The sequence below is a fragment of the Paenibacillus sp. J22P218 genome, from assembly GCF_056269195.1.
In genome coordinates this window covers 127292-151073 of record NZ_JBWDNL010000005.1, presented here as the reverse complement: position 1 = coordinate 151073, position 23782 = coordinate 127292, and the positions used below count along the sequence as shown (strand labels likewise).

The window sequence follows — 23782 nt, the reverse complement described above, 5'->3', positions numbered from 1 at the left end:
GGGAGGAGAAGTCAAAGCAATGATCATATCCAATTTGTTAGTGCAATATTTGAAAAATCCGATCGGCTTGGCGTGCAAGCAGCCGTTGTTTAGTTATACGCTAACCTCGGATGTCCCACATCAAGCGCAAACGGCTTATCGCATTGTAGCCGCCTCGACGGAGGAGCATCTACGGCAAGAAATCGGCGATGTATGGGATTCCGGGAAAGTATTCGATTCGAGACCTTTCGCTATCGAATATGCGGGGAAACCGCTGATGTCCAGGCAACGAGTGTTTTGGAGAGCGAAAGTATGGGATAAGGACGATATCGAGTCCGAGTGGAGCGAGATCGCGGTTTGGGAAATGGGACTGCTTGACGAGTCGGATTGGACCGCTAACTGGATCGGGCATGGGGACGACATGAACGCGAATCCGTCCGCGGCGCCGCGAGTTGCGTATGACTTCGAGCTGAAGAGCGAACGGAAGATTGCTCGTGCGCGTGCTTATATAAGCGGTTTGGGACTATTCCATGCCACGTTAAACGGCCAGCGGCTGGACGATGCATTTTTTCATCCTGGCGAAAGCGATTATTCGAAAACCGTTTATTATGAAACCTTCGATGTGACGAACATGCTGCGGAGCGGCTCGAATGCGATAGGCATCGTAATCGGCAACGGCCAATACGTCAACTTCAAGGTAAATCCGGTCATGACGCTTGACGATGGGACAGAAGCGCCCGAGCATCGGTATCAGAAAAATGACAGCGGCTATACAAGGAAAGGGATCTACGGGGAGAAGAAGGTGCTCGCTCAAGTGGAGGTCACCTACGATGACGGGATGGTCGAGATCGTTGCGGCAACGGACGAGAGTTGGAAGCTGACGGACAGTCCGATTACGTTCAATAACTGGTATGGCGGCGAAGATTACGATGCCACTGCAGAGTTAGATGGCTGGGACTTACCGGGCATGGACCGAAGCAATTGGAATGATGCGGCCATCATGAAGAAGCCTCAGGGGACATTAAGAGGAAGAGAATTTCTTCCTATACGGATGATCGAGAAGTTTCCCGCCGCTTCCGTTACGAAGCTGGATAACGGCAATTGGCTCGTTGATATGGGGAGAAACGTTGCCGGATTTCCGGAGCTCGTTCTCCGCGGTACGACTGCGGGCGATCACGGAACCGTTATCTCCATGTATCCGGCGGAGATGCTGAACGCGGAAGGAACAGGCGTCGATCAAGCATCTTGTACGCAAAGCGAGTCAAAGAAATATAACTGCAGCATTACGAATCGTTATACCGTGAAAGGCGTTGGCGATGAAGCTTGGCATCCGATCTTTTGTTATCAGGGGTTTCAATTCGTAGAAGTATCGGGGTTTCCAGGTGAAGCAACCATAAATAACTTCAATTGCTGCGTACTGAGAGCGGCCAACGAGAAGACGGGGACGTTCGAAACTTCCGATTCGGTCTTGAACAGGGTTCATGAATTAACGGAGCGTTCGATTGAGAGCAACATGTATTTTTCATTTACGGACTGCCCGCAAATCGAGAAGTTGGGTTGGCTGGAGACGTCGCATCTCATGTTCCGTTCGATTACTTCCGGGTACGATATCCGGTCCTGGATTCCTAAGATTACGCAGGATATGATCGATAGCCAGACGAGTGAAGAGGATGAAAGAAACGGAGATCCGGAGGGGAAGGGGTATGTACCTGCCATAGCGCCCGAATATTATCGGATCGTCGGACTTCACAGAGACCCGAATTGGGGCGGCGCTTGTATTCTGACCCCTTGGGAGTACTATCAAATTTACGGGGACATCACCCTATTAAGAAGAGCCTACAGAACGATGACAACGTATCTGGATTATTTAGAAACGCATACGCAAGATTCGCTTCTGATCGGTTACGCGCAGATGGGGGATTGGGGGCAGCTGAACGAAAGCACTCCGACCGTGTTGGTGGAAAACTGCGCCTATTACTACATGTTAAGCACCATGGTTCGCATCGCGGAGCTGACCGGGCATCACGAGGATGCGGCGATTTACCGTTTGAAAGCGGAAGAGGTTCAGCGTAAATTCCACAGTCACGCAGATTGTTATGAACCGGAAAGCAAACGTTACGGAAATGACAGTCAAGCGAGCTACGGCTGTGTTCTTTTCAGCGGCATCGTATGGAAGGAAAATATTGATCTTGCCGTGACGTTTCTGAAGGATGCGGTTCGGCGCAGGGATGATCATCTCTCCTCCGGCGAAGTGGGATTGAAACAAGTATTCGCCACGTTAGGCCGTTACGGTGCAAGCGATGTCGTATATCGCATGGTCACGAATGATACGCAGCCCAGTTATAAATACTTTGTCGATAACGGGCTAACCACGCTTCCGGAATATTGGAATTATCAAGAATTATGGCACGGCACGATGGTCCGCTCCAGAAATCACGCCATGATGGGGCATGTGAAGGAATGGCTGACCTCTTATGTTCTGGGCATCCGGCCGGAGGAGCCGGGGTATCGGAAGTTGATTATTGAACCGTCGTTAACGGACCTCATCGAAACAGTGAGAGGCAGCATATGGAGTCCATATGGTCTTATTCGCGTGGAATGCGTTCGCAATGATGCCGGTATAACGTTAGATGTCGAGATTCCGGTTGGAGCGACGGCTGAGATTAGACTGCCGTCCATTCCAGCGGAGCAGTCAACGATAGGGTCAGGAAAGTACAGGTTCACCATCAAGACGGATGGGGTAGGATCATTGAAGTAGATAGTTTTGTACAACAAAAAGTTAGGATTAAACCTTTATCAGGTCCATGAGGATTGCTAGGATAGAAACGAATCCTTTGAGCCAGAGAGAAAGGGAGGGTTACCCATGTTGAAACTCCAATATGACTCGCCTGCAGTGCATTGGACAGAAGCGCTGCCCGTTGGCAACGGTAGATTAGGCGCCATGATATTCGGCGGTGTAGAGAGCGAGAGAATTCAGTTAAACGAGGATACGTTGTGGTCCGGATATCCTCAGGACGGCAATAATCCCGAAGCCAAAGAGATATTGCCTAGGGTAAGGGAGCTTATCGCCAAAGGCGAATACGCGGAAGCCGAACGGCTCAGCAAGGGAATGCTTGGACCGTATACGCAATCGTATTTGCCGTTCGGGGATTTACGTCTGTCAATGGAACACGGCAATCACACCAGTTCGTATCTGCGAAACTTGAATCTTGAGCAAGGCATCTGTTCCGTGAATTATAAAATCGGTGATGTGGAATATACGCGTGAAATGTTCGCCTCGCACCCCGATCAACTGATTGTGATACATCTTCAATGCAATCGTACGGGGTACTTAAGCTTCCGTGCGAAGCTGGATAGTCCGCTGCGTTATGAAACCTCTGCTTCGGAGGGGGAATATGCTATTCACGGCATTGCGCCGGAACATGTATCTCCGAGTTATTATCCGACCGACGCTCCGATTCGTTACGGAGATCCGGCGAAATCGGAAGCGTTGCGATTCCACGGTCGTATGTTTGTTGCTCATGAAGGCGGGGAAGCTCGGGTTACTCACGACGGTATTCACGTGTCCGGCGCAACCAACGCAACCCTGTATTTCAGTGCAGCCACCGACTTCGATACGCGGATGGGTATGGCTAGCGATGACTGCGACCCCGAGCGAACGTCCAAACATGATTTGCAACAAGTTAAACACAAAAGCTACGAGGACGTTCGGGGCTTGCATGTTTCGGATTTTGCCAAGCTGTTCAATAGGGTCACGCTTCGCCTTGGAGAAAGCAAGGCACCGGAGGACATGGCGACGGATCGAAGAATTGCCGCTTACGGCGGCAGCGATCCCGGCTTGGTCGAGCTTCTGTTTCACTACGGCCGTTATTTGATGATTTCCAGCTCGCGTCCAGGTACGCAGCCGGCGAACCTGCAAGGGATATGGAACGAGCACACACGCGCGCCATGGAGCAGCAACTATACGCTCAATATTAATGCGGAAATGAACTATTGGCCTGTAGAATCATGCAATATGGCCGAGATGCACGAGCCTTTTCTTGACTACATCGCCCGCTTAGCGGCAAACGGCAGCCAAACCGCCGAAATCAATTACGGGGCGAAGGGATGGGTCGCTCATCATAATTCGGATCTGTGGGCCCAAACCGCGCCGGTAGGCGACTACGGTCAAGGTGACCCGGTGTGGGCATACTGGCCGATGGGGGGAGTATGGGTATCCCAGCATTTGTGGGAGCATTACGCATTCGGGCGGAATAAACAATACCTCAAGGATAAAGCCTATCCCGTTATGAAAGGCGCGGCCGAATTTTGCATGGATTGGCTGTACGAAAATGAAGAAGGGTACTTGATTACGGCTCCATCCACTTCGCCTGAGCATAAATTCGTTCATCAAGAGGGGAAAAACGGTGTCAGTGCGGCAACTACGATGGATTTGACCCTGATCTGGGATCTGTTCACGAACTGCATCGAAGCCTCCGAGGAGCTTGAGATCGACGTAGCCTTCCGAAACAAGTTGTCGGCAGCTTTAGACAAGCTCTTGCCGCTGCAAATCGGCAAACACGGACAACTGCAGGAGTGGTCCAAAGATTTCGACGACGAAGACATTCACCATCGTCATGTGTCGCACTTATTCGGAGTATATCCGGGACGGCAAATAACCGAGGACGCCACTCCGGAGCTTTTTGCTGCCGCCAAAACGTCCCTTGAGCGAAGAGGCGATGGCGGTACGGGCTGGAGTCTTGGCTGGAAGGTCGGATTGTGGGCTAGGTTCAGGGAAGGCAACCGCGCGCAGCAGCTCATTTCGAACTTATTGACGCTTGTTAAGGAAAACGAACCGGATAATTATCACAGAGGCGGGGTTTACGGGAATCTCTTCGATGCTCACCCGCCATTCCAAATTGATGGCAACTTTGCGGCTACAGCCGGAATCGCCGAGATGCTGCTGCAATCCCATCAAGGATGTTTGGAGCTTCTTCCGGCTCTGCCAGATGCGTGGCCAAGCGGACTCGTCACTGGATTAAGAGCGCGCGGAGGATTCGAAGTGAGCATGAAGTGGGCGCAAGGGAAGCTGACCGAAGCCGAGATTGTTTCGAGCCAAGATCAAACGTGCACCATAAAGTGCGGTCCAGACATCGAGGTTTGGGAAGATCAGCTTCAAATAAAAACGGTTAGAGCTTCCGATGAATCGCATCTGTTTTCCATGGAGACAGGGAAACGATATCGGATAACGGCAAAGTAACACGCGAGTGCAAGGGCATTATTCACGAAAGCGACACAGGTTTTTGACAGAATGATGAGGGTTGGCCTTAGAACGGCACATGAACGATACATTATGGTAACCTATACTTAAAAAATGAGTTATAGGGAGTGTTATCGTCATGCGAGTACAACCCAATACGGCAAGTATCGAACATATTCCGACCTCGGTCACGAAGGTCGTCTTCGAAACGATAAAGATTGGCATCATCAAGTCGAACCTCATCGCCATGATCGCCGGGCTTAGCATGGCGTTGTTCGTCCATGACTTGTCGTTCTTCGACAAGATCGGCAATATCGTGCTGGCTTTGGTCGGCTCTGCCCTTGTTATCGGAGCGGCCGGCGTCTTCAATAATTTATATGATCGCGATATCGACAGCATTATGGAGCGGACGAAAAACAGGCCTACCGTATCCGGAATCGTTGACCTCGGAAGCGGGCTCTTCATCGGAACGTGGATTGCCCTTGGCGGCGTGGTCGCGTTGTATTTAGCTTCACCGCTTTCCGCGTTCTTAGGTTTCCTGGGGTTGTTCCTCTATGTTGTGCCTTACACCATGTGGACGAAGCGCAGAACGATCTATAATACGGAGGTTGGAAGTTTGTCGGGCGCGATGCCTCCATTGATCGGTTGGGCCGCGATTGCGCCCGACATTTTGCATCCCGGAGCCATTGCGTTGTTTCTGTTAATGGTGATTTGGCAAATGCCTCATTTTTACGCGATCGGGATTCGTCGCATGGAGCAATACCGGGCGGCTAACATTCCGATGCTGCCGGTCGTCAAGGGGATTCGGCGGACGTACTTGCAGATGAACGCGTATTTGGTAGCGTTGTTCCTGTGCAGCTTCTTGTTCTGGTCGTTCAATCCGATCATCGCCGTGGCGAATGCGCTCCTAACCTTGGGCTGGTTGATCCTAAGCATTAACGGGTACCGTAAGAAGCCGGAGGATAAGTGGGCTCGTTCGATGTTCATTTTCTCATTGAACCACATTACGGTGCTTCTGCTGATGATCGTCGGCTATTCCATAGGCGCTCCGTTGTTATAATGAGACGAAATAGAACCCTTGATTCCGTTATGGATCAAGGGTTTTTCTCATCTAATAATTTATTAGTTTCACTTCTATAAACGCCTTAGAATTCACCGCGAAACGTTAGCTTGCCGTCAAGGACGGCGACAGCCGTTTACGCTTGCTATTGCGCATGATTGACTGAATACGATTATTAACGATATAATTTCCTTGTTGTGCAAAAAGTTTCTTAAGAATGGGAGGGAGCGCATATCAAACTAAAAGAAATTGCAAAAAAAGCAAATGTTTCGATTAGTACAGTATCCCGGATCATAAACAATCAGGGCAATTTCAGCGAGGAAACTCGCAGAAAAGTATTGGATATTGCGAATGAACATTTAAAGCCGGGGATCGCTCCCACCAAAATGATAGGCGTATCCTATACGATAGTCGTAATCGTGCCGGGCAATAATGACTTCTTCGATAATGACCCGTCTACCTCCGCGGACTTGAATCACTTAAAGGATGAATTCGAGGCATACGGCCATCAGATTCATATAGCGAAACACTACACGGACTTGCCGTCCTCTCCGGCATATAAGCTTTTGAGCGAGCAAAAAGTGGACGCAGCCATCATATTTGACCCATTTGTGGGCGACAAGATGTTTGAGGAGTTTAATAAACTCGGAGTACCGTATTTATTTACGAATGGAAGAACCTATAAGGCCGGTCAAAATTATATTGACTATGATAACCGAAAAGGCGCTTCTGAAGTGATTCGATATCTGCATGGATTGGGGCATCGGAAAATCGGGATGCTGGCGGGTCCGAAAAATCATCTCGTGAACTTGAACAGGCTGGACGGATGCAAAGACGCATTTCGTGAGTTAGAAATGCCATGGACGGACAGCAATGTTGTAATGGGTTCTTTCGATCCCGCGCATGGTTATGAGGCAGTAAAGCAATTGATGAGTGAACAGCCGTCGATCACGGCGATATTTGCTTTTAACGATATCATTGCATTCGGAGCCATGAAGGGATTGGCCGAGATGAACATCCGTATTCCAAAGGAAGTCTCCTTGATCGGCTTTGATGATTTAAAGCTATCGGAGTTCATGGTTCCGCCGCTTACGACCGTCCGGAGGTTCAGATATGATATTAGCTCTATCATCGTGAAAGTGCTGACAGAGTTGATCACGAACAAGAACATTGCAGAAGTTTGCATTAGTCTAAAGACTGAGATCATTGAGCGGGAGTCATGCTCCAAAGTGAATAAGGCGTAGAGTGCTCTCTGCGTATTGATCCCAAATAGCCGTCCCTCAGATCCTGCATCTGTAGACGGCTATTTTGCGTTTTTGATTGACGGAGAGAACGAAGGTAGAATATACTAAGAGCGCAAATTAGTTGCGCAATTATTTTGCGCACGATTTCACTATTATGGGAGGGATGAATGATGAAGGGTCAATTTTCGAAGCCATTAATGAAAGCGTTTACGGTATTGTTGTCGTTTATGATGCTGACAGGAGGTTCGTTTGCGGTGCCATTTCTTGATCAGGCTTCAGCAGCTGTGGGTCCGATTACGGTTAACTTAACGGAAACGCAAGAAGCTTTCAAAAATCCTTTTAAAGGATTTAGGCCTACCCGGTTTATGAATGACACCGGTTTTTCGAATCATGAATACGGAACTGTGTTCAAGCACTACATCAAATACACCGATTTGGAAAATGCGGCGTCCGACTCCGTGCAGAAAATCAAGGATTGGAGCAATGCGGCATGGGCAGGGATTGAAAGTCAGAATAAAAAGGTAATCCCTCGCGTGTTCATCGTCTACCCGAACGGAGGGGAGTATTGGCCGGAAGGCGTTCCTCATGGAGATGTGTCTACGCAATGGACAACGGAAACATTGAAAAACCGTCTGACCGCTTTCATCCAGAAGCTCGGTCAAGCTTGGGATAATGATCCGAGAGTCGCCTATATCGAGTTAGGCCTGTGGGGGAATTGGGGAGAGCATCATATTTGGCCGGATAAGCTAGCCGACGGGACCGACCGGATGCCGCTCGTCTTTCAGACGGCATTAGGGGACGCTGCTTCGCAAGCTTTTCAAAACAAGAAAGTTCAAGTGCGGTATCCTGACACCTTCCAAAATTATAGCTTCGGATTTCTGTGGGATTCCTTCGCCTTAATCGATGATCTGTCCGGAGGGGAGGGCATTGCTGCGAGGAATGTGTGGAGAACGCAAGTTAACGGCGGCGAGGTTGCCTACGATTGGGGGCAGAAGCATATTCAGCCGGGTGATTCTCCCAATGACACGTTAAGCGATCCGATCCATCGGGACTACGTCATCGACTGGATCAAAAAAACACATACGACAAGTCTAGGATGGATTGATCTGTACGATGCGGGCAATTCCGCCGTTTCGCAAGGAGCTGCTCTGATGCAGAAGGAATTCGGCTATCGCTTCGTCATCAATCAGGCTACCTATTCCGGCAGCGTGATGCCTGGCGGGTCGATGAATGTTTCCTTTTCGGTCGTGAACAAAGGGTCGGCTCCGTTCTATTACAATTGGCCGGTGGAAGCCAGCTTGCTGAGAAGTGATCGGACAGTAGCTTGGAAAGGCATATTCAACGGCGTGGACATCCGGAATTGGATGCCTGGTGACGACTGGAACAGCCAGACGCGTCAGTACAATCAAGCTCCGGCCGTTCAACAAGTTTCCGGCGCATTCACGATTCCATCCAATATGCCGGCGGGAACATACACCTTGGCGCTTTCCATTCTCGACCCTTACGGTTATAAGCCAAGCGCCAGATTTGCCAATACGAACTATTATACAGGCGGCAGAACTCCGCTTGGCAAAGTCGGAATCGGCATGGATCCCGCTAACCAGAACATCGGACCTTTCGATACATTGAAGCCGGATAATACGCTTACGTATAACCTGACTCAAACTCCGTATGATGGCGGGTATAGCGGCGGAGGAAGCGTGGATACCCAGGCGCCAAGCGTTCCGGGGAATCTGGCCGTAAGCGGGACGACTTCGAGCAGCGTCGGTCTGACGTGGTCGGCTTCAACCGACAACGTAGGCGTGACCGGTTATGATATTTATCGCGGAGGCGTGTGGGTAGGCTCGGCGAACGGCCTTACCTATACGGATACGGGCTTAAGTCCGAGTACAAACTATAGCTATACAGTCAGGGCCAAGGATGGAGCGGGGAACGTATCCGGCGCAAGCAGCTCTGTAAATGCGACCACCAATGCTTCCGGAGGAGGCGGTACGTTGACGGCTTATGAAGCAGAGACCGCAACGAATACGCGGACTGGAGCGGCGGTCGTTGCCTCGTGCGGCACATGCTCGGGTGGCTCGAAGGTGGGGTACGTCGGGAATAATGACGGTACGTTGCAGTTTAACGGAATAAGCGCGTCAGCGGCAGGAACGTATACGATGACGGTTTCTTATCTCAGCGGCGAGGCTCGTTCCGCGCAAATACGTATTAACGGAGGATCAGCTTTTACGCTCAATATGCCGAGCACGGGCAGTTGGACTGCGGTTGGCACCGTTCAAGCGCAAGTGCAGCTGAATGCCGGCAATAATACCATCCATTTCTCCAACCCGGCAGGATGGGCACCCGACTTTGACCGCATTCAGATTAGCGGCGGAGGCAGTACCGGTGATACGCAAGCACCGACTGCGCCGACGAATGTGAGCGTGCCTAGTAAGACATCGAGCAGCGTCAGCTTAACGTGGAACGCTTCGACAGACAATGTCGGCGTTGCGGAGTATGTGATCTACAGAAACGGAAATCAAGCGGGCACGTCTGCTGCGACCAGCTTTACGGATAGCGGGTTGAATGCCAACACGGCATACACGTATACGGTGAAAGCAAAAGACGCAGCGGGCAATCTGTCGGCAGCCAGCGCAGCTTTTAATGTATTGACGAACGTCGGAGGCGGCGGAACCAGCGGGCTGCTGTTGGATAACTTCGACAATTCGCCGGGCTGGCCTGGAACGAATGATCTTGGCAAATGGGCAGGCGCTAACGGATTCGTAAACAATGCGGGCGTCATTGAATCAGGGGCATTGAAGCTAGAGTATAACAACAACGGATGGTTAGGCACTGATATTACCCAAAACATCGGAAGTTACTCGAAGATGGTGATTCGCATCAAAGGCGCAAGCGGCGGCGAGCAAAGTCATATGCAGCTCACGATCGGCGGAGTAACCCAAACGTTGGCAGCTTTCAGCGGCGATACGATTACAACGAGCTACAAAGACATTGAAATCAATTTGGTTTCGAACGGTGTGGATCGCAGCACTCCTGGACAGTTGACGATGACTTTTTGGCACGGAGGCAATAGTTCCGTCTGGATAGACGAGATTCGATTCGAATAAGCGGTTGTAAATTAGCGTCATCAAATAAGGAGCTATCCCAAGGGATAGCTCCTTCATCTTTGACTGGAAATCATCCAACCAAATTGCCTGTAGCACGCATATCAAGCCCCTTTGAGTGGAAAACATCCAGCCTAATTCGGCCATTTTGCTCATTTCCGCCAACTTTTCCCCATTAGCCTGTATGAAATCCAAGCAAACTACTCATTTGATGTCATTCGGCCCATTAGGCTGTATGAAATCCAATCAAACTCAGACCAAACAAAAAGGCTCGCAGCGTATTCGCTGCGAGCCGCTTCTTTCAGACCTCAGCCTCCACATGGAGCGGGGGCGATGCAACAAGAGATTGACGGAAGAGCTTCATGTCTACAACGGCGCCGCCGCTCAGCCTGGATTCTTCGGCAGCGAAGGCCATCAGATGGCTTTCCAGAGAGGCTTGCGCAGAGGTCAAGGTATCTACATATCGTTCACTCCGGAGGTCGGACAGAAATTGCCGCATGATTCCGTCGTCGCCTCCTTGATGACCGCTGCTGCTGATCGGGATTTGAATGACGGACTGCATGCCCGTTGAGAACTCGAATAGTTCGATGCGGCCGCTTAGCAAATCGCCGCGAATTTCTCCTTTGGTTCCCATCACTTGGACGATACGATTGATGTCACGCGTAAACCCGCTCATGCTGAACATGACGGTAACGCCATTCTCGAATTCCATATTTACGATTTGATGATCCACAACGTTATTATCCGTCCGATAGACGCATTTGCCGTAGGGACCTCCCAGGATGGCGTTCATTCGATTCGTTTCGGTAGGAGGATCGGCTATGAGAGCCGCAAAAGGATTGGATTCAATGTCTTGCATATAGAATCGTAATGCCGAATAAGGACAAGTCGCTTCCACTTCGCAGCCATCCGTGCATCGATCAGTCGAGCCTGCAGGCGCGTTCTCGATCCGGAAGTGGCCTAGCGAACCGAAGGAGCTGACCTTCGTGCAATCCGCATCGACAAGCCAGCGGATCAGATCCATGTCGTGACAAGACTTGGCCAATATCATGGGACTTGAGAGCGTGTCGTTCCGCCAATTGCCTCGGACAAAGCTATGAGCGTAATGGAGGTAACCGACGTTTTCGTTATGTTGAATGGACATAACGTCTCCGATAGCGCCGTCTTGAATAAGCTTCTTCATTTTTTGCCAAAAAGGGGTATATCTCGAAACGTGGCAGATCGAGAGCAAGCGCCCTTCTTCGCGAGCGATGTTCTCCATTTGTACGCATTCCATCGGGTTATTGGACATCGGTTTCTCAAGAAGGACATGATACCCTTTGCGGAGAGCGGCAACCGTAGGCTCGTAATGCATCTGATCCTGCGTGCAGATGAGGAGCGCGTCACAGAGCTTGGGCTCGTTCAGCAGCTCTTCCCATGTTGCATAGAGCTGCTCCGAAGTCAGGCTTAACGCTTCCGCAAATCTCGTTCTTCGTTCCATGTTCGGTTCGGCTACGGCGACCACCTCTACCTCGCGGGGAAACCTCTGCACATATGGCATATAGGACAAGAAACCTCGAGCGCCTGCTCCTATTACGGCTAATTTGATTGTTTTCATAAGATGATCTCCTTCCTCGAAGTAACGATTTATACTTTTCGATACCATGGCAACCGGGAAAGAGGCGCATTCACTTCGACCTGGACAGGGCCTTCGACTATGCTTTCGTCGTCGCCGAGCCATCTGCCTTCCGGAAACTGGATCATTCGAGTCTGCTGTCCCTTGGTCAGGACCGGGGCTACCAGAATGGAATCGCCGACCATGAATTGATCCTGAACCGCATGGAAGCCTTGGCGCGGATAAACGAATTCCAAACTGCGCAGGATGGGAAGTCCGTCTTCCGCAGCTTGGCTCGCAAGCTGGGCGAGCAGAGGACCTAACTCCGTCCGGATCCTTACGGCGTCCATGCACCAAGACAATTCATCACCGTTCAGTACTCGCCATGGTGCCATGGAAAACTGCATCGCGGGAAATAAGGCCGAGCATTGGACAAAACGGATAAACAGTTCGGAATCAAAACGGAAATCCGGCGAATTAATGTCTCCGTCCATCCCTCCGCCAATCATATCGGGACAATTATAGGCATATCCCAACAAGCCCTGAGCGATAGCATTAGGGATGAGCCCCCCGAGTCCGGTCGCAGCATCCCAGGTATGCGTCTTATCGCGTTGCCGCTGAATGAGCGCTTGACCTCCGAGTTTCCAACACATGCGCAATTCGCTAAGCGCGTATCCGATACCTAAGCGGGCATAGCATTCCGTATCTTCCATTTGGAGGATGGGACGGGACCATGCGACCTCCCGCGAAACGTCATCCAGCAGGCCGGGCAACAAAGGTTCGCCTGCGTCGAGCTTGAAGCCGTCCACCCCGTAATCTTCAACCAGCCTGTCTAGCTGCTGTTTGAACCATGCGGCTCCATTCGTGCTTGTATAGTCAACGACCGCGCTGTACCCGTTCCACCATCTTCTTAGGACAGGCGTGCCATCGGCATGCTTCATCAAGATGCCCTCGTTACGTAATTGCCGGAACGTAATGCTGTCAGGACTTACATACGGGCATACCCAAAGCATGATTTTGAACCCTAATTCATGCAAGTCATTGATCATTCCGGCAGGATCGGGGAATCGATGCTTCTCAAAGTCCCACGTTCCATAGTCTTGCATCCAATTGTCGTCAATGATTAACACGCCCGGCGGTAAGCCGTGCTCTATAATGGATCGCGCATAATGGAGAAGCTTCTCCTGCGTCGGCTCGTAAAACATTTCTACCCAAGTGCAGTATTGCGGCGCCGTAAAGGCAAGCTTGTCGGGCGTAACGCCGGAAGGCGGGAAATGGTTATGGCAAGCATGGCGGTAAGCGCCTTGCAGCGTGCCGTGTCCTTCTTCTACTCGGATCTTCTCATTGTGATCGATTGTAACGGTACTCTCATTAAAGGAAAAAGCAAACGGCTCTTCGCTCCAAATATATCTTCCCTTATTAGAAAGCAATAAGGGGGAAGCTTGGTTATCATCCGTCATACGCAAATCGCGTGAATGCGGCCGGTCGCCGAACGGCATCAGATGTCCTTCGTTTATAACGCCTCCCCACCAGAATTCTCCAGGCTCTCTTTGCAATACAGTAATTGTCATCGCGGACACTCCTCATCGGTGTTATGAAATAATTTGCGCAATTATTTACTGCTAGTATGGATGAATCTGTAGGGTAATGCAAACGTTTTTTATCTTAACATTTAGGCATCCAATCTTAAGAATGAGGCATTTAAAGCGGTTGTACAGATCGATTACACTAAACATGTAAAGAGGCAAGCGGATTTGCAAATCGTAGTTTACGCAAATTTTTGCCTAAATTATTATTAGGGGGATGTCAGATGGTGAAAAGAAACAAATTTTCATTCATGCTCGCGGTTGTCTTGATGATTTTATCCTTAGTTTCTGCTGCATGCAGCAACGGCACGAACAACGGGGCGAACAACACGCCGGACAAAAGTTCGAACAGCAATGCCGGGGAAACGAAAGATGAGCCCAAAAAGAACGTAACGCTTACTTATTCCATTTGGGATAAGATTCAGCAACCGGCCATGGAAGCTATTGCGACGGAATTTACGGCACAAAATCCAAACATTAAAGTGAAGGTCGAAGTCATCCCATGGGGCGATTATTGGACAAAGATGTCCGCTGCCGCTCCTGCAGGAACATTGCCTGACGTGTTCTGGATGCATGGAGGTCAATTCGTAAAATATGCTACAGGAAAATTCCTCGAGCCGATCACGGAGAAGGTAGCATCGGGAGAAATCGATTTGAGCAATTATGCGGCAGATCTTGCTTCCATCTATACGATCGGCGGCCAAAATTACGGCGTGCCTAAGGATTTCGACACGATCGGATTGGCGTACAACAAAGAACTGTTCGATCAAGCGGGCATTCCTTACCCGGACGACACTTGGGATTATGCCAAGCTAGCCGAGGTTGCCAAAAAACTAAGCCAGCCTGACAAAGGCATCTATGGCTTTGGAGCCAAATTGGATACGCAAACCGGCTATTGGAACGATATTTTGGCTAATGGCGGCAGCATTGTTTCCGATGATCTAAGCAAGTCGGGGTACGATGATCCGGCTGCAATCGAAGCGTTGCAAGCCCGTTATCAAATGATTCTTGACGGCGCTTCTCCGACGCATCAACAAATGACGGATATGGAATCAACCGAAATGTTCAAGTCCGGCAAATTGGCCATGATCTTCGACGGATCGTGGAGAATCAGCGACATTGACGGCAGCGAAATCATTAAAGGCAAATGGGATTGGGCGAAATTGCCTACAGGCAAGGTGAAAAGAGGTAACATCATTAACGGCCTCGGCAACGTAATGTCTGCAAGCGGCAAAAACAAAGAAGAGGCTTGGCTGTTCCTTAAGTTCCTTGGATCCCAAAAAGCAGCGGAAATTACGGCAGAGATGGGCGCGGCTATACCGGCATTCAACGGTACGCAAGAGGCTTGGCTAACGTCGAGACCGCATTTGAATCTGAAAGTATTTACTGAACAAGTAGCTGACGCGATTCCGTATCCAAGCGGCTCGCTGGCGTATCCGGTATGGTTCGCGAAAGAGCCTGAGATTATGTCGCAGGCATGGGGCGGCGCTATCTCGGTAGAAGAAGCCGCGAAGAAGGTAGCCGAGATGATGAATCAAGCGATAGCTGACACGAAATAAGCGTTAACACAATTTATAGTGATTCAGGAGGCGTTCCTAGAGATGAGGAACGTCTCCAATGAATAGGGAGTGGTGAGATTGAATTCCAGAAGCAGATATATGTGGGCCTATTTCATGATCGCACCGACTCTAGTAGGCACGCTGGTATTCTGGGGGTGGCCGGTTCTCCAATCGATATTGCTAGGATTCCAACAGTCGGAGAATTTCGGGCTCGTCAATCATTGGGTTGGATTCGATAACTATGCGAAGTTATTCCGCGACGAAGAGTTTTGGCAGAATCTGCGCAACACCTTGTATTATGTTGCTCTGTTCGTACCGATTACGCTAGCGCTCTCTACCGTGTTTGCTATTTTGCTGAATACGAAGATCAGAGGGTTGTCCATTTACCGGGTTGTTTTTTTCCTGCCTCAAGTGACGATGCCTGCCGCGGCAGCGATGGTATGGGTTGTGTTGTTCGCTCAAGACTTCGGACTCATCAACCATTTATTAGGAACCCGCATTCCATGGTTGTCCGATTCCAATTCGGCCATGTTCGTGCTCGTTATCGTTGGCGTGTGGGGAGCAATCGGCATGAATATGCTGCTGATTCTCGCAGGTTTGCAAGGCATACCGAAATCGCTTTATGAAGCGGCGGATATTGACGGCGCCAAGCGATTTAACAAGTTTCGATATATTACGATTCCGATGTTGACGCCAACCTTGTTCTTCACGAGCATCATTCTATTAATTGGAGCGACGCAGATCTTCGACTCCATCTATCTCATTATCGGGAAGACGAATGTTGCGCTTCCATCGGTTCGCTCGCTCGTTTATGCCTATTACCAAAATAGCTTCGTTTATTTCAATCCCAATTATGGAGCTGCAATTATCAATGTTTTACTCGTGATTAACCTTATACTGACAGGCATTCAATTCGCATTTCAGAAAAAATGGGTCTTCTACGACTAAGGAAGGGGGAAGACAGTCAGATGCACATCTCGTCGGCGAGGAAGATCAACTCCGTTATTCATATCGTACTTATTATCAGCGCCATCGCTATGCTCGTTCCATTCGTATGGATGGTGCTGACTTCGCTGAAGACAACGACGGAAGCTACACAAATTCCGATTCGTTATTTTCCTGAAGCCCCCAGCTTAAGAGGATATATCGAGGCAATCAAGCAATCGGCGTTTCCGCATTATTACATGAACACGATTATATCGGCGGTAATGAAGACCGTGTTTCCGGTTATTTTCAGTTCGATGGCAGCCTATGCCTTTGCCCGGATACGGTTTCCGGGAAGCTCTCTTCTATTCGTCTTGATTCTATCGGTCATGATGGTGCCGAATCCTGTGTTCTATACGCCTCAATATATGATGATGAGTGACTTAGGACTCGTCAATACGGTTACCGCTCTATGGATTGCATCGTTGATCAGCCCTTTTGCTACTTTTCTTCTAAGGCAATTTTTCATGAGCATATCGAAGGAATTGGAAGAAGCGGCCGTTCTGGACGGCTGTAATCCGTTTCAAATTTATTGGCATATCATGCTTCCTTTAGTGAAGTCGGCCTTGGTAGCCATTGTCATTATTCAACTGCAGTGGGCATGGAACGAGCTGCAATGGCCGCTTATTATTAACAGCTCTCCGGAGAAGATGACCTTGTCATCGGGCATAGCGACGTTAGTGTCCATGTTCGGCACGGATTACCCGGTGTTAATGGCAGGCGCCTTTATGGCTGTCGTTCCGATGATTATCCTTTTCTTTATCTTCCAAAAGCAGTTTATCGAAGGCATCGCCTTCAGTGCGCATAAAGGTTAAGGCTTGCAGGTATCCGGACTTCTATGAGTCCGGATTAGCCTGTTAAGGAGTGGGAGATGACCAAGAGGCAAAGAAGTAAATGCATTAATGACAGCGCTTTCAATTATGAAAGAGGAGGATTTTGATGAAACCATTATCCGTGCATGTTAGGTGGAAGGCATCACTCAAAGTGATGCTTATTGTTTGCTTGTTATTGAGCACGTTGTTTGGCAATGCCGCGAGCATTGCAAGCGCAGACCCGGATCCATCGCGCGTACCTGCTAATCCGTATCCGAGCCCTGCGGTAGATAGTGCGTTAACGAAACATGATTTGACCTATGCGCCAAGCCCGCTTGACAATCCGCTGAAAGGATTCGCGCCGTTCTATCCGTGGGAAACGGAGACTTCATTCCCCCACAGCTTGGAATGGTATTATATTCCGCTGAAAGCGGTGATGGATGGCCCGGATTCCTTTACCTTCGATACGGGCATCGAACCGGCATTGGATGCCATTGCGGCAAGAGGGAATCAAGCGGCGATTCGAGTGTATCTTGAATATCCGGACAAAGAGGATGCCATACCGGCATTTATTCACGATAGCGGAGTTGCCATGCGTCATAACGCTACATTTAACCAAGACGAGCCTGATTATGACGATCCTTTAATGGTAGAGTATTTGACCAACTTTATTCGAGCTTTCGGAGCAGAGTATGATGGAGATCCGCGCATTGGATTTATCCATATGGGACTCGTTGGCTTATGGGGAGAGTGGCACACTTACCCTTATGACGAGGATGATGCGGACGGCTTGCCGAACTACATGCCAAGCGCTGCAACGATCGAACAACTATTCACCGAATATGATGCAGCCTTCGACCAAACGAAGCTTGAGGTGCGATATCCCGGCTTGTCTGGCGCTTCGGAGTTCAATCTGGGGTATCATGATGACTCCTTCGGCTATAAGGAAGGCAATCCGCTGCAAAGCGTAACGCAGCCTGAGAGTATGGGCGGAGCTTATTATTCGTTCTTGACCAAGATGCTGGAAGCCGGTTCGGAGAATAAATGGATTACGGAATCGATTGGCGGAGAAGTGCGTCCGGAAATTCAGAGTCAGCTGTTCAGCGGCGGAGCTAATGTCGATGATGCCATCGATGATATTGAACTGACTCATGCGACATGGATGATTAATCAAGGGGGTATTAGCAACTATAACGCCAATGATGCCGCCGTTGCCGCTGGCGTGAGAAAGATGGGCTACGATCTGAATGTGGAGAGCGCCTATTATAATAATGTTGCCGGGGGAGACCCGCTTAAGGTCGGAGTCACCATTCAGAATAATGGCGTTGCTCCTTTCGCTTATCCTTGGCAGGTCGAACTGGGAGTCAAAAATGCATCGGGTAAGCTTGTTAAGCAATGGGATACTGATTGGGATATGACGAAAGTTATGCCTTTGCAGATCAGAACGTATCCGGAATGGAATGTATCTGGCGATCCGAAGTACGTCCCGTTCGGCGAACCGTATTATTTTGATACGACAATTGCCGATCCAGACTTGAACGATGGCTACTATTACTTAGTTATGAAGGTCGTTAATCCGTTAGAGGTTATTAGCGACAAGGCGAAAAAAGTAGGGTTTGCGAATACGGATCAAGACAACGAAGGTTGGCTCAATCTGGGGCCGGTGCGGATAGGGGATTGCGCTTCGCCGTGTTCAGAGCCACCGACTTCGCCGCCAGCGCCGGCCAAGCGTCTGCTCGTTGATGATTATGACGGGAATCCGGCATGGGCTGACAATCAGAATGATCTTAATCAATGGACGACAGCGACCAATTTTGCCAACGGGAATGGCGCTGGTGTCGTAGAAGACGGTGCATTAACGCTGCAGTATAAGAATATGTCATGGCTGGAAACGAATATCGGCCAAAATGTTGCAGAGACGAGTAAGCTGGTCGTTCGGGTGAAAGGAGCCGTCGGAGGCGAAGAGAATCAGGTCAATCTTAGAATTGGCGGCGTAACGAAAACACTCGGCCAATTCAGCGGCGATACGATAACGACAAGCTATAAAGACTTAGTCATCGACTTGCCTGATCATGAAGTGGATCTAGCGCAAACGATATGGAGCATTGCCATCTCGCAAGCATCTTGGGATACGACGGGAACCATCTATATCGATGAAATCTACTTTACGGACAAGTATGAATCCGATACCGATCCAGGAACCGGTCCTGGATCGGGTTCTGGCTCGGACAAACCGGGGCTCATCGAGGATTTCGAGTCTTATGCCGACGATGCTGCTCTCGAGGAAGCATGGACGGAGGCGTGGTCCGATAAGCCGGGTTCCGTTACAAGAGCTCTTGGCGAAGCGAGCGGAAGCAAAGGTCTGGAGCTTTCGGTAGCGATTACCGATTCGACTTGGTCGAATATCAGCCATTCTATCCCTGCCGACAAACAAAATTGGTCCAAGTTCGACGGCTTAAGCTTCTGGGTGGACAATACGACAAGCGATAATAAGGATTTCAGCTTGAATGTCGCGCTTCAAACCCCTGTATCGAAAGGCGAGTTCGGCTTGAAAGAAGGCGGGTCAGCCTTAACGATCGCAGCTGATGGAAGCTGGCATCCTGCGGCATTCAATGGAAGCTCGCTTAATGTTCCCGCAGGCTTCAAAGGCGTTGTAAAAATCGCTTGGGATCAATTCGTGCAATCCGCATGGCAGTGCGACGGCGTTCAGGCAGATTGCGCAGCCGCGCTCGATCCAAGCGTTGTAACCGGACTTCAGTTCGGCTACCCGCCAGCGGGTTCTATTCATAACGTCATCACCATTGATGACATCCTTCTTTATCGGGCAGATAAAATATTGGATGATTTCGAGAGCTATGCGGACGATGCTGCTTTGCAGAACATCTGGAGAATAGACTGGGAATCCGGTGAACCATCTACGCTGCGTTCGATTGACCGCGTGAATGTGTCGAATGGCGATCAAGCGATGAAGTTTTCCGTTACGGCTCCACCGGGCGGAGCGACATCCGATTGGGTCAACATTAAACGCGCGGCATTTACTGGAACAGACTCGGACTGGTCCGCATTTGACGGACTTACCTTCTGGGTCAACCATACGACGCCAAGCAACAAAAATATGGATTTGAATCTTTCGCTTGTTACGGATGCGCCAAAAGGAGAGTTTTCGCTAAAAGCAGGAGGAGTCGTACAGCTTTACAACGCGGAGGACGGTTGGAAAGCGACTACGCTCGGCGGAGGCTCCCTATCGATCGCCGCAGGCTACAAAGGAATGGTTCGCATTCCTTGGAGCGCATTCGCCCAATCCGAATGGCAGGGCTGCGATGCTTGCGACGCCGAGTTCGACGCGAGCAAGGTGCTTCAAATTCAATTCGGCTTCGGTCCGAAAAATCAATCCGACAATGTTCTCAGCATCGACCAGATTGGCATCTATGCTTTAGCCGGCAGGACCGGCGGACCAGGAGGAGGATCAACGACAGATCCTGTAGATCACCCGGCCCCGCCAGCTTGGGCAACAGCAGCCGGAACACAAGCGCTTTCGTATCAGACTGCGCCGGTAGACAATCCGCTCAAAGGTTTCCTACCTTTCTATGATGCATCCGAGGAAGCGTATTTCAAAGTCGGCGACGATTGGAGAGATCGGCCTACGCAACTGCCATACAGCTTAGAGTTTTTCTACTTGCCTCTTAACAAGCTGATGAACAATCTCGATGACTTTAATTGGACGGAGCTAGACAAACGGCTTACAGAGGTGGCATCCAGAGGCAATCAGTCCGTATTCCGGGTGTATCTCGACTATCCGAACAAACCTTCGGGAATACCGCAATTCCTGATCGATGAAGGACTGTCGACTTATGAATATGAGGAATTCGACAATGGCAAGGATGCCACGAGTTTAGCGCCTGACTATAATGACGAGCGTCTATTAGGCGCGTTGGACAATTTCATTAGAGCGCTTGGATCTCGTTATGACGGCGATCCTCGAATCGCATCCCTCATGATCGGATTGATCGGTTTCTGGGGTGAATGGCATACGTATCCTTATGACGGGAATATCAAGTCGCCTAACCTCATGCCAAGCAACGCGAACATGAAGCGGGTTCTTACCGCTGTGGACGATGCGTTCAACGAAACGCAGCTCGTATTGCGATATCCGATGGACAACAGCGAGCTGAAAACGAAAAACTTCGATGTCGGCTATCATGATGATTCTTTTGCTTTCCAGACGCTCCCGCCAAGCTTGGGAGGACAGGGCTGGCATTTCTGGGGCAGAGTCAATGACGCGGGCGTAACAGAATTCTGGAAAAACAACAGCATGGGCGGCGAGATGAGACCGGAAATTCAAGTGAAGATGTGGAACAATGACCCGCCGAGATACAATGAACCATCGACGCCGATCGAAGGGGCGCAAGGCGAAGATTATTATACGAGTCTAGGCCTGACCCATGCCTCCTGGTTGATTGCTCAAGGCATATTCCAAACGCCGCTCGAGACTGCGCCGTTGGCAAGAGCGACTGAAGGCTCACGCAGAATGGGCTATGAATATTATGTGCCCGCAACCTACTTGGACGCTTCCGATGGAAGCTTGAAGGTAGCGGTAGAGCTTGAAAACAAGGGAGTAGCGCCGTTCTACTACGACTGGAAGGTAGAGCTTGCCGCCAAAACAGAAGATGGCATTGTGAAAGTATGGGATTCAGGTTGGGATTTGAAAGACATTCTACCTAATACGAATGGATTTGATAACAATAAGCTGTTCGAATCGACCGGCAATCCGGCATTAAGCAATGGAAGTTATCAAATCTTGATGCGTTACGTGAATCCGTTAGAGCAAATTAATGCAGACGCCAAGAAATTCCACTTCGCCAATACGGAGCAGAATAGTAATGGATGGTTGAATCTGGGCAACGTAGTCGTATCGAATAGCGATGCCGAAGCTCCAATAAGGGTTACGGGTATAACGACGAATACGCCGAACCGGATCAAATTGGCTCCAGAAGCCAGCGCCCAACTTAGCGTTGCGGTAGTGCCGGCAGAAGCGAGCAATAACAGAGTCGTGTGGTCTTCGGCAAACCATAAAGTGGCCTATGTATCTGCCACTGGCTTGGTCAAGGCTGTAGGCGTCGGCAGCACCGTTATTACGGCTAAGTCTTCTGACGGCAATCTGGAAAAGCAATTCCAGGTGACGGTTGCTTCCAATTCAAATCCGAACCCGTCTACTGGCGGCACATCACCACAGCCAGAGCCGGAACTATCGGACAAAGGAATCAAGCTGGGGCAAGATGCGGCAACCCTTGTTCGAACAACGAACGAGAATGGCGTAACCGAAACGATCGCAACCATTGATTCGAAGAAGCTTCAGGAAGCATTCCAAGCTCTTCGAAGCCATTCGAATACCGTCAAATCGAATTCGGTTATTATCGAATTGAAAAACGACGGCGGAAGCGTGAAGGTCCATATTCCATCATCGGCACTTGCAACGGCAGGCAATGAGCTGCCGGACGCGTCAATCCTTATCCAGACGGATTTCGGTAGCTACAAGATTCCTGTCCAATCTTTGGGTTTGACAGCTCTAGCAGAGAAGCTTGGAGTAAGACCAGAAGCTATGACGATCAGTATTGTCATTGACAAAGTTGCGGGCAGCACGGCGGATCTATTGGCCGAACAGGCGCGTAAAGAAGGTCTGACCTTGCTAAGCCCTGCTCTGGATTACAAAATCTTTGCTCATGCAAACGGCAAGTCGATCGAAATCACGGACTTCGGCAGCACATACATCGAGAGATCGGTTATTGTGCCGGGAACAGTGAATCGAGCGCAGACGACAGCACTTCTATTCAACCCGGATACCGCGACATTCGGTTTCGTTCCGTCGACACTTCAAGATAACGGCGGACTTACGGAAGTTGTAATCAAACGAAACGGGAATAGCATTTATACGGTCGTCTCTAGCAATAAGACTTTCGCCGACCTTCAAGGCCATTGGGCAAAAGCGGACATCGAATTGCTGGCCTCCAAGCGGATTGTGTATGGTGCTGCTCCTAACAGCTTCTCACCGGAGAAACCGATTACCCGCGCAGAGTTCACGGCCATACTTGTTCGTTCCCTCGGACTTCGCTCTACCGATACGGTCGCCGCTTTCGGTGACGTAGCCAAAGGAGACTGGTTCGCAGATGCAATTGCGACAGCGGTTGAAGCGGGGATCATTAGCGGCTACACGGATGGCACTTTCAGACCAAATGATCGTATCACTCGTGAACAAATGGCTGTTATGGTAGCTAAAGCTCTGCGCTACGTGAACAAGTCCGTCCAAGTAAATGACAATGCACTTGGTAAATATACGGATAACGGTTCCGTTAGTGTTTGGGCCAAACCTTCAATAGCTGAATTGCTCTCGGCTCAAATCATGAATGGGAAATCGGATACTACGATCGATCCCGCTGCGACTGCAAGCCGAGCTGAAGCCGCTGTCATGATCAAACGGTTCCTGCAGTTCGTACAATTTATGAACTAACTGATCAAATGAATAAAGGAGCACATGGCGTTAGCACGCATGTGCTCCTGTTCTATGACGGAAGCGTATTCACGTTAATAGAATTAGTGTAGACTAGCACCATAGACTCTATGGGG

11 protein-coding genes and 1 pseudogene are annotated in these 23782 nt (G+C 49.9%); 10 read left to right on the top strand and 2 right to left on the bottom strand.

What is annotated here, in order from left to right:
* Positions 1-19: 19 nt before the first annotated feature.
* From AC0YN0_RS21790 to AC0YN0_RS21765, 6 genes and pseudogenes are all read left to right on the top strand, one after another.
* Positions 20-2737 carry a family 78 glycoside hydrolase catalytic domain gene (locus tag AC0YN0_RS21790; RefSeq protein ID WP_475823139.1) on the top strand — a complete coding sequence of 906 codons (2718 nt, stop codon included), beginning with the start codon at positions 20-22 and terminating at the stop codon, positions 2735-2737.
* 105 nt (positions 2738-2842) lie between these two features.
* Complete coding sequence (locus AC0YN0_RS21785; RefSeq protein ID WP_475823138.1) at positions 2843-5218, top strand: glycoside hydrolase family 95 protein; 2376 nt, start codon at positions 2843-2845, stop codon at positions 5216-5218.
* Positions 5219-5357: 139 nt separating this feature from the next.
* Complete coding sequence (cyoE, locus tag AC0YN0_RS21780) at positions 5358-6278, top strand: heme o synthase (RefSeq protein ID WP_475823137.1); 921 nt, start codon at positions 5358-5360, stop codon at positions 6276-6278.
* A gap of 233 nt (positions 6279-6511) precedes the next feature.
* A pseudogene (locus tag AC0YN0_RS21775) lies at positions 6512-6625 on the top strand (LacI family DNA-binding transcriptional regulator); the annotation flags it as partial.
* 39 nt (positions 6626-6664) lie between these two features.
* A complete protein-coding gene (locus AC0YN0_RS21770) occupies positions 6665-7522 on the top strand; it encodes a LacI family DNA-binding transcriptional regulator (RefSeq protein ID WP_475823136.1) in 858 nt (285 codons plus the stop codon).
* A gap of 170 nt (positions 7523-7692) precedes the next feature.
* Positions 7693-10629 carry a DUF4832 domain-containing protein gene (locus tag AC0YN0_RS21765; protein ID WP_475823135.1) on the top strand — a complete coding sequence of 979 codons (2937 nt, stop codon included), beginning with the start codon at positions 7693-7695 and terminating at the stop codon, positions 10627-10629.
* 298 nt (positions 10630-10927) lie between these two features.
* Here the strand turns inward: AC0YN0_RS21765 and AC0YN0_RS21760 are convergent, their stop codons facing one another.
* Together AC0YN0_RS21760 and AC0YN0_RS21755 are read right to left on the bottom strand one after the other, a co-directional pair.
* Positions 10928-12223 (bottom strand): Gfo/Idh/MocA family protein, encoded by a 1296-nt coding sequence (locus tag AC0YN0_RS21760; protein ID WP_475823134.1) that lies wholly within the window; start codon positions 12221-12223, stop codon positions 10928-10930.
* Positions 12224-12252: 29 nt separating this feature from the next.
* Positions 12253-13791, bottom strand: a complete 1539-nt coding sequence (locus AC0YN0_RS21755) for a glycoside hydrolase family 31 protein (protein WP_475823133.1) — start codon at positions 13789-13791, stop codon at positions 12253-12255.
* A 239-nt stretch (positions 13792-14030) separates the two neighbouring features.
* On the opposite strand from AC0YN0_RS21755, the gene AC0YN0_RS21750 reads away from it, so the two are divergent.
* The 4 genes from AC0YN0_RS21750 to AC0YN0_RS21735 all read left to right on the top strand — a co-directional run bounded on the left by AC0YN0_RS21750 (position 14031) and on the right by AC0YN0_RS21735 (position 23666).
* Positions 14031-15365: an ABC transporter substrate-binding protein gene (locus AC0YN0_RS21750; protein ID WP_475823132.1), complete on the top strand. Its 1335-nt coding sequence runs from the start codon at positions 14031-14033 to the stop codon at positions 15363-15365.
* A gap of 78 nt (positions 15366-15443) precedes the next feature.
* Positions 15444-16313, top strand: a complete 870-nt coding sequence (locus tag AC0YN0_RS21745; RefSeq protein WP_475823131.1) for a carbohydrate ABC transporter permease — start codon at positions 15444-15446, stop codon at positions 16311-16313.
* Between the two features lie 20 nt (positions 16314-16333).
* Positions 16334-17164 (top strand): carbohydrate ABC transporter permease, encoded by an 831-nt coding sequence (locus AC0YN0_RS21740; RefSeq protein ID WP_475823130.1) that lies wholly within the window; start codon positions 16334-16336, stop codon positions 17162-17164.
* Between the two features lie 124 nt (positions 17165-17288).
* Positions 17289-23666, top strand: a complete 6378-nt coding sequence (locus AC0YN0_RS21735) for an S-layer homology domain-containing protein (RefSeq protein ID WP_475823129.1) — start codon at positions 17289-17291, stop codon at positions 23664-23666.
* Positions 23667-23782 lie beyond the last annotated feature (116 nt).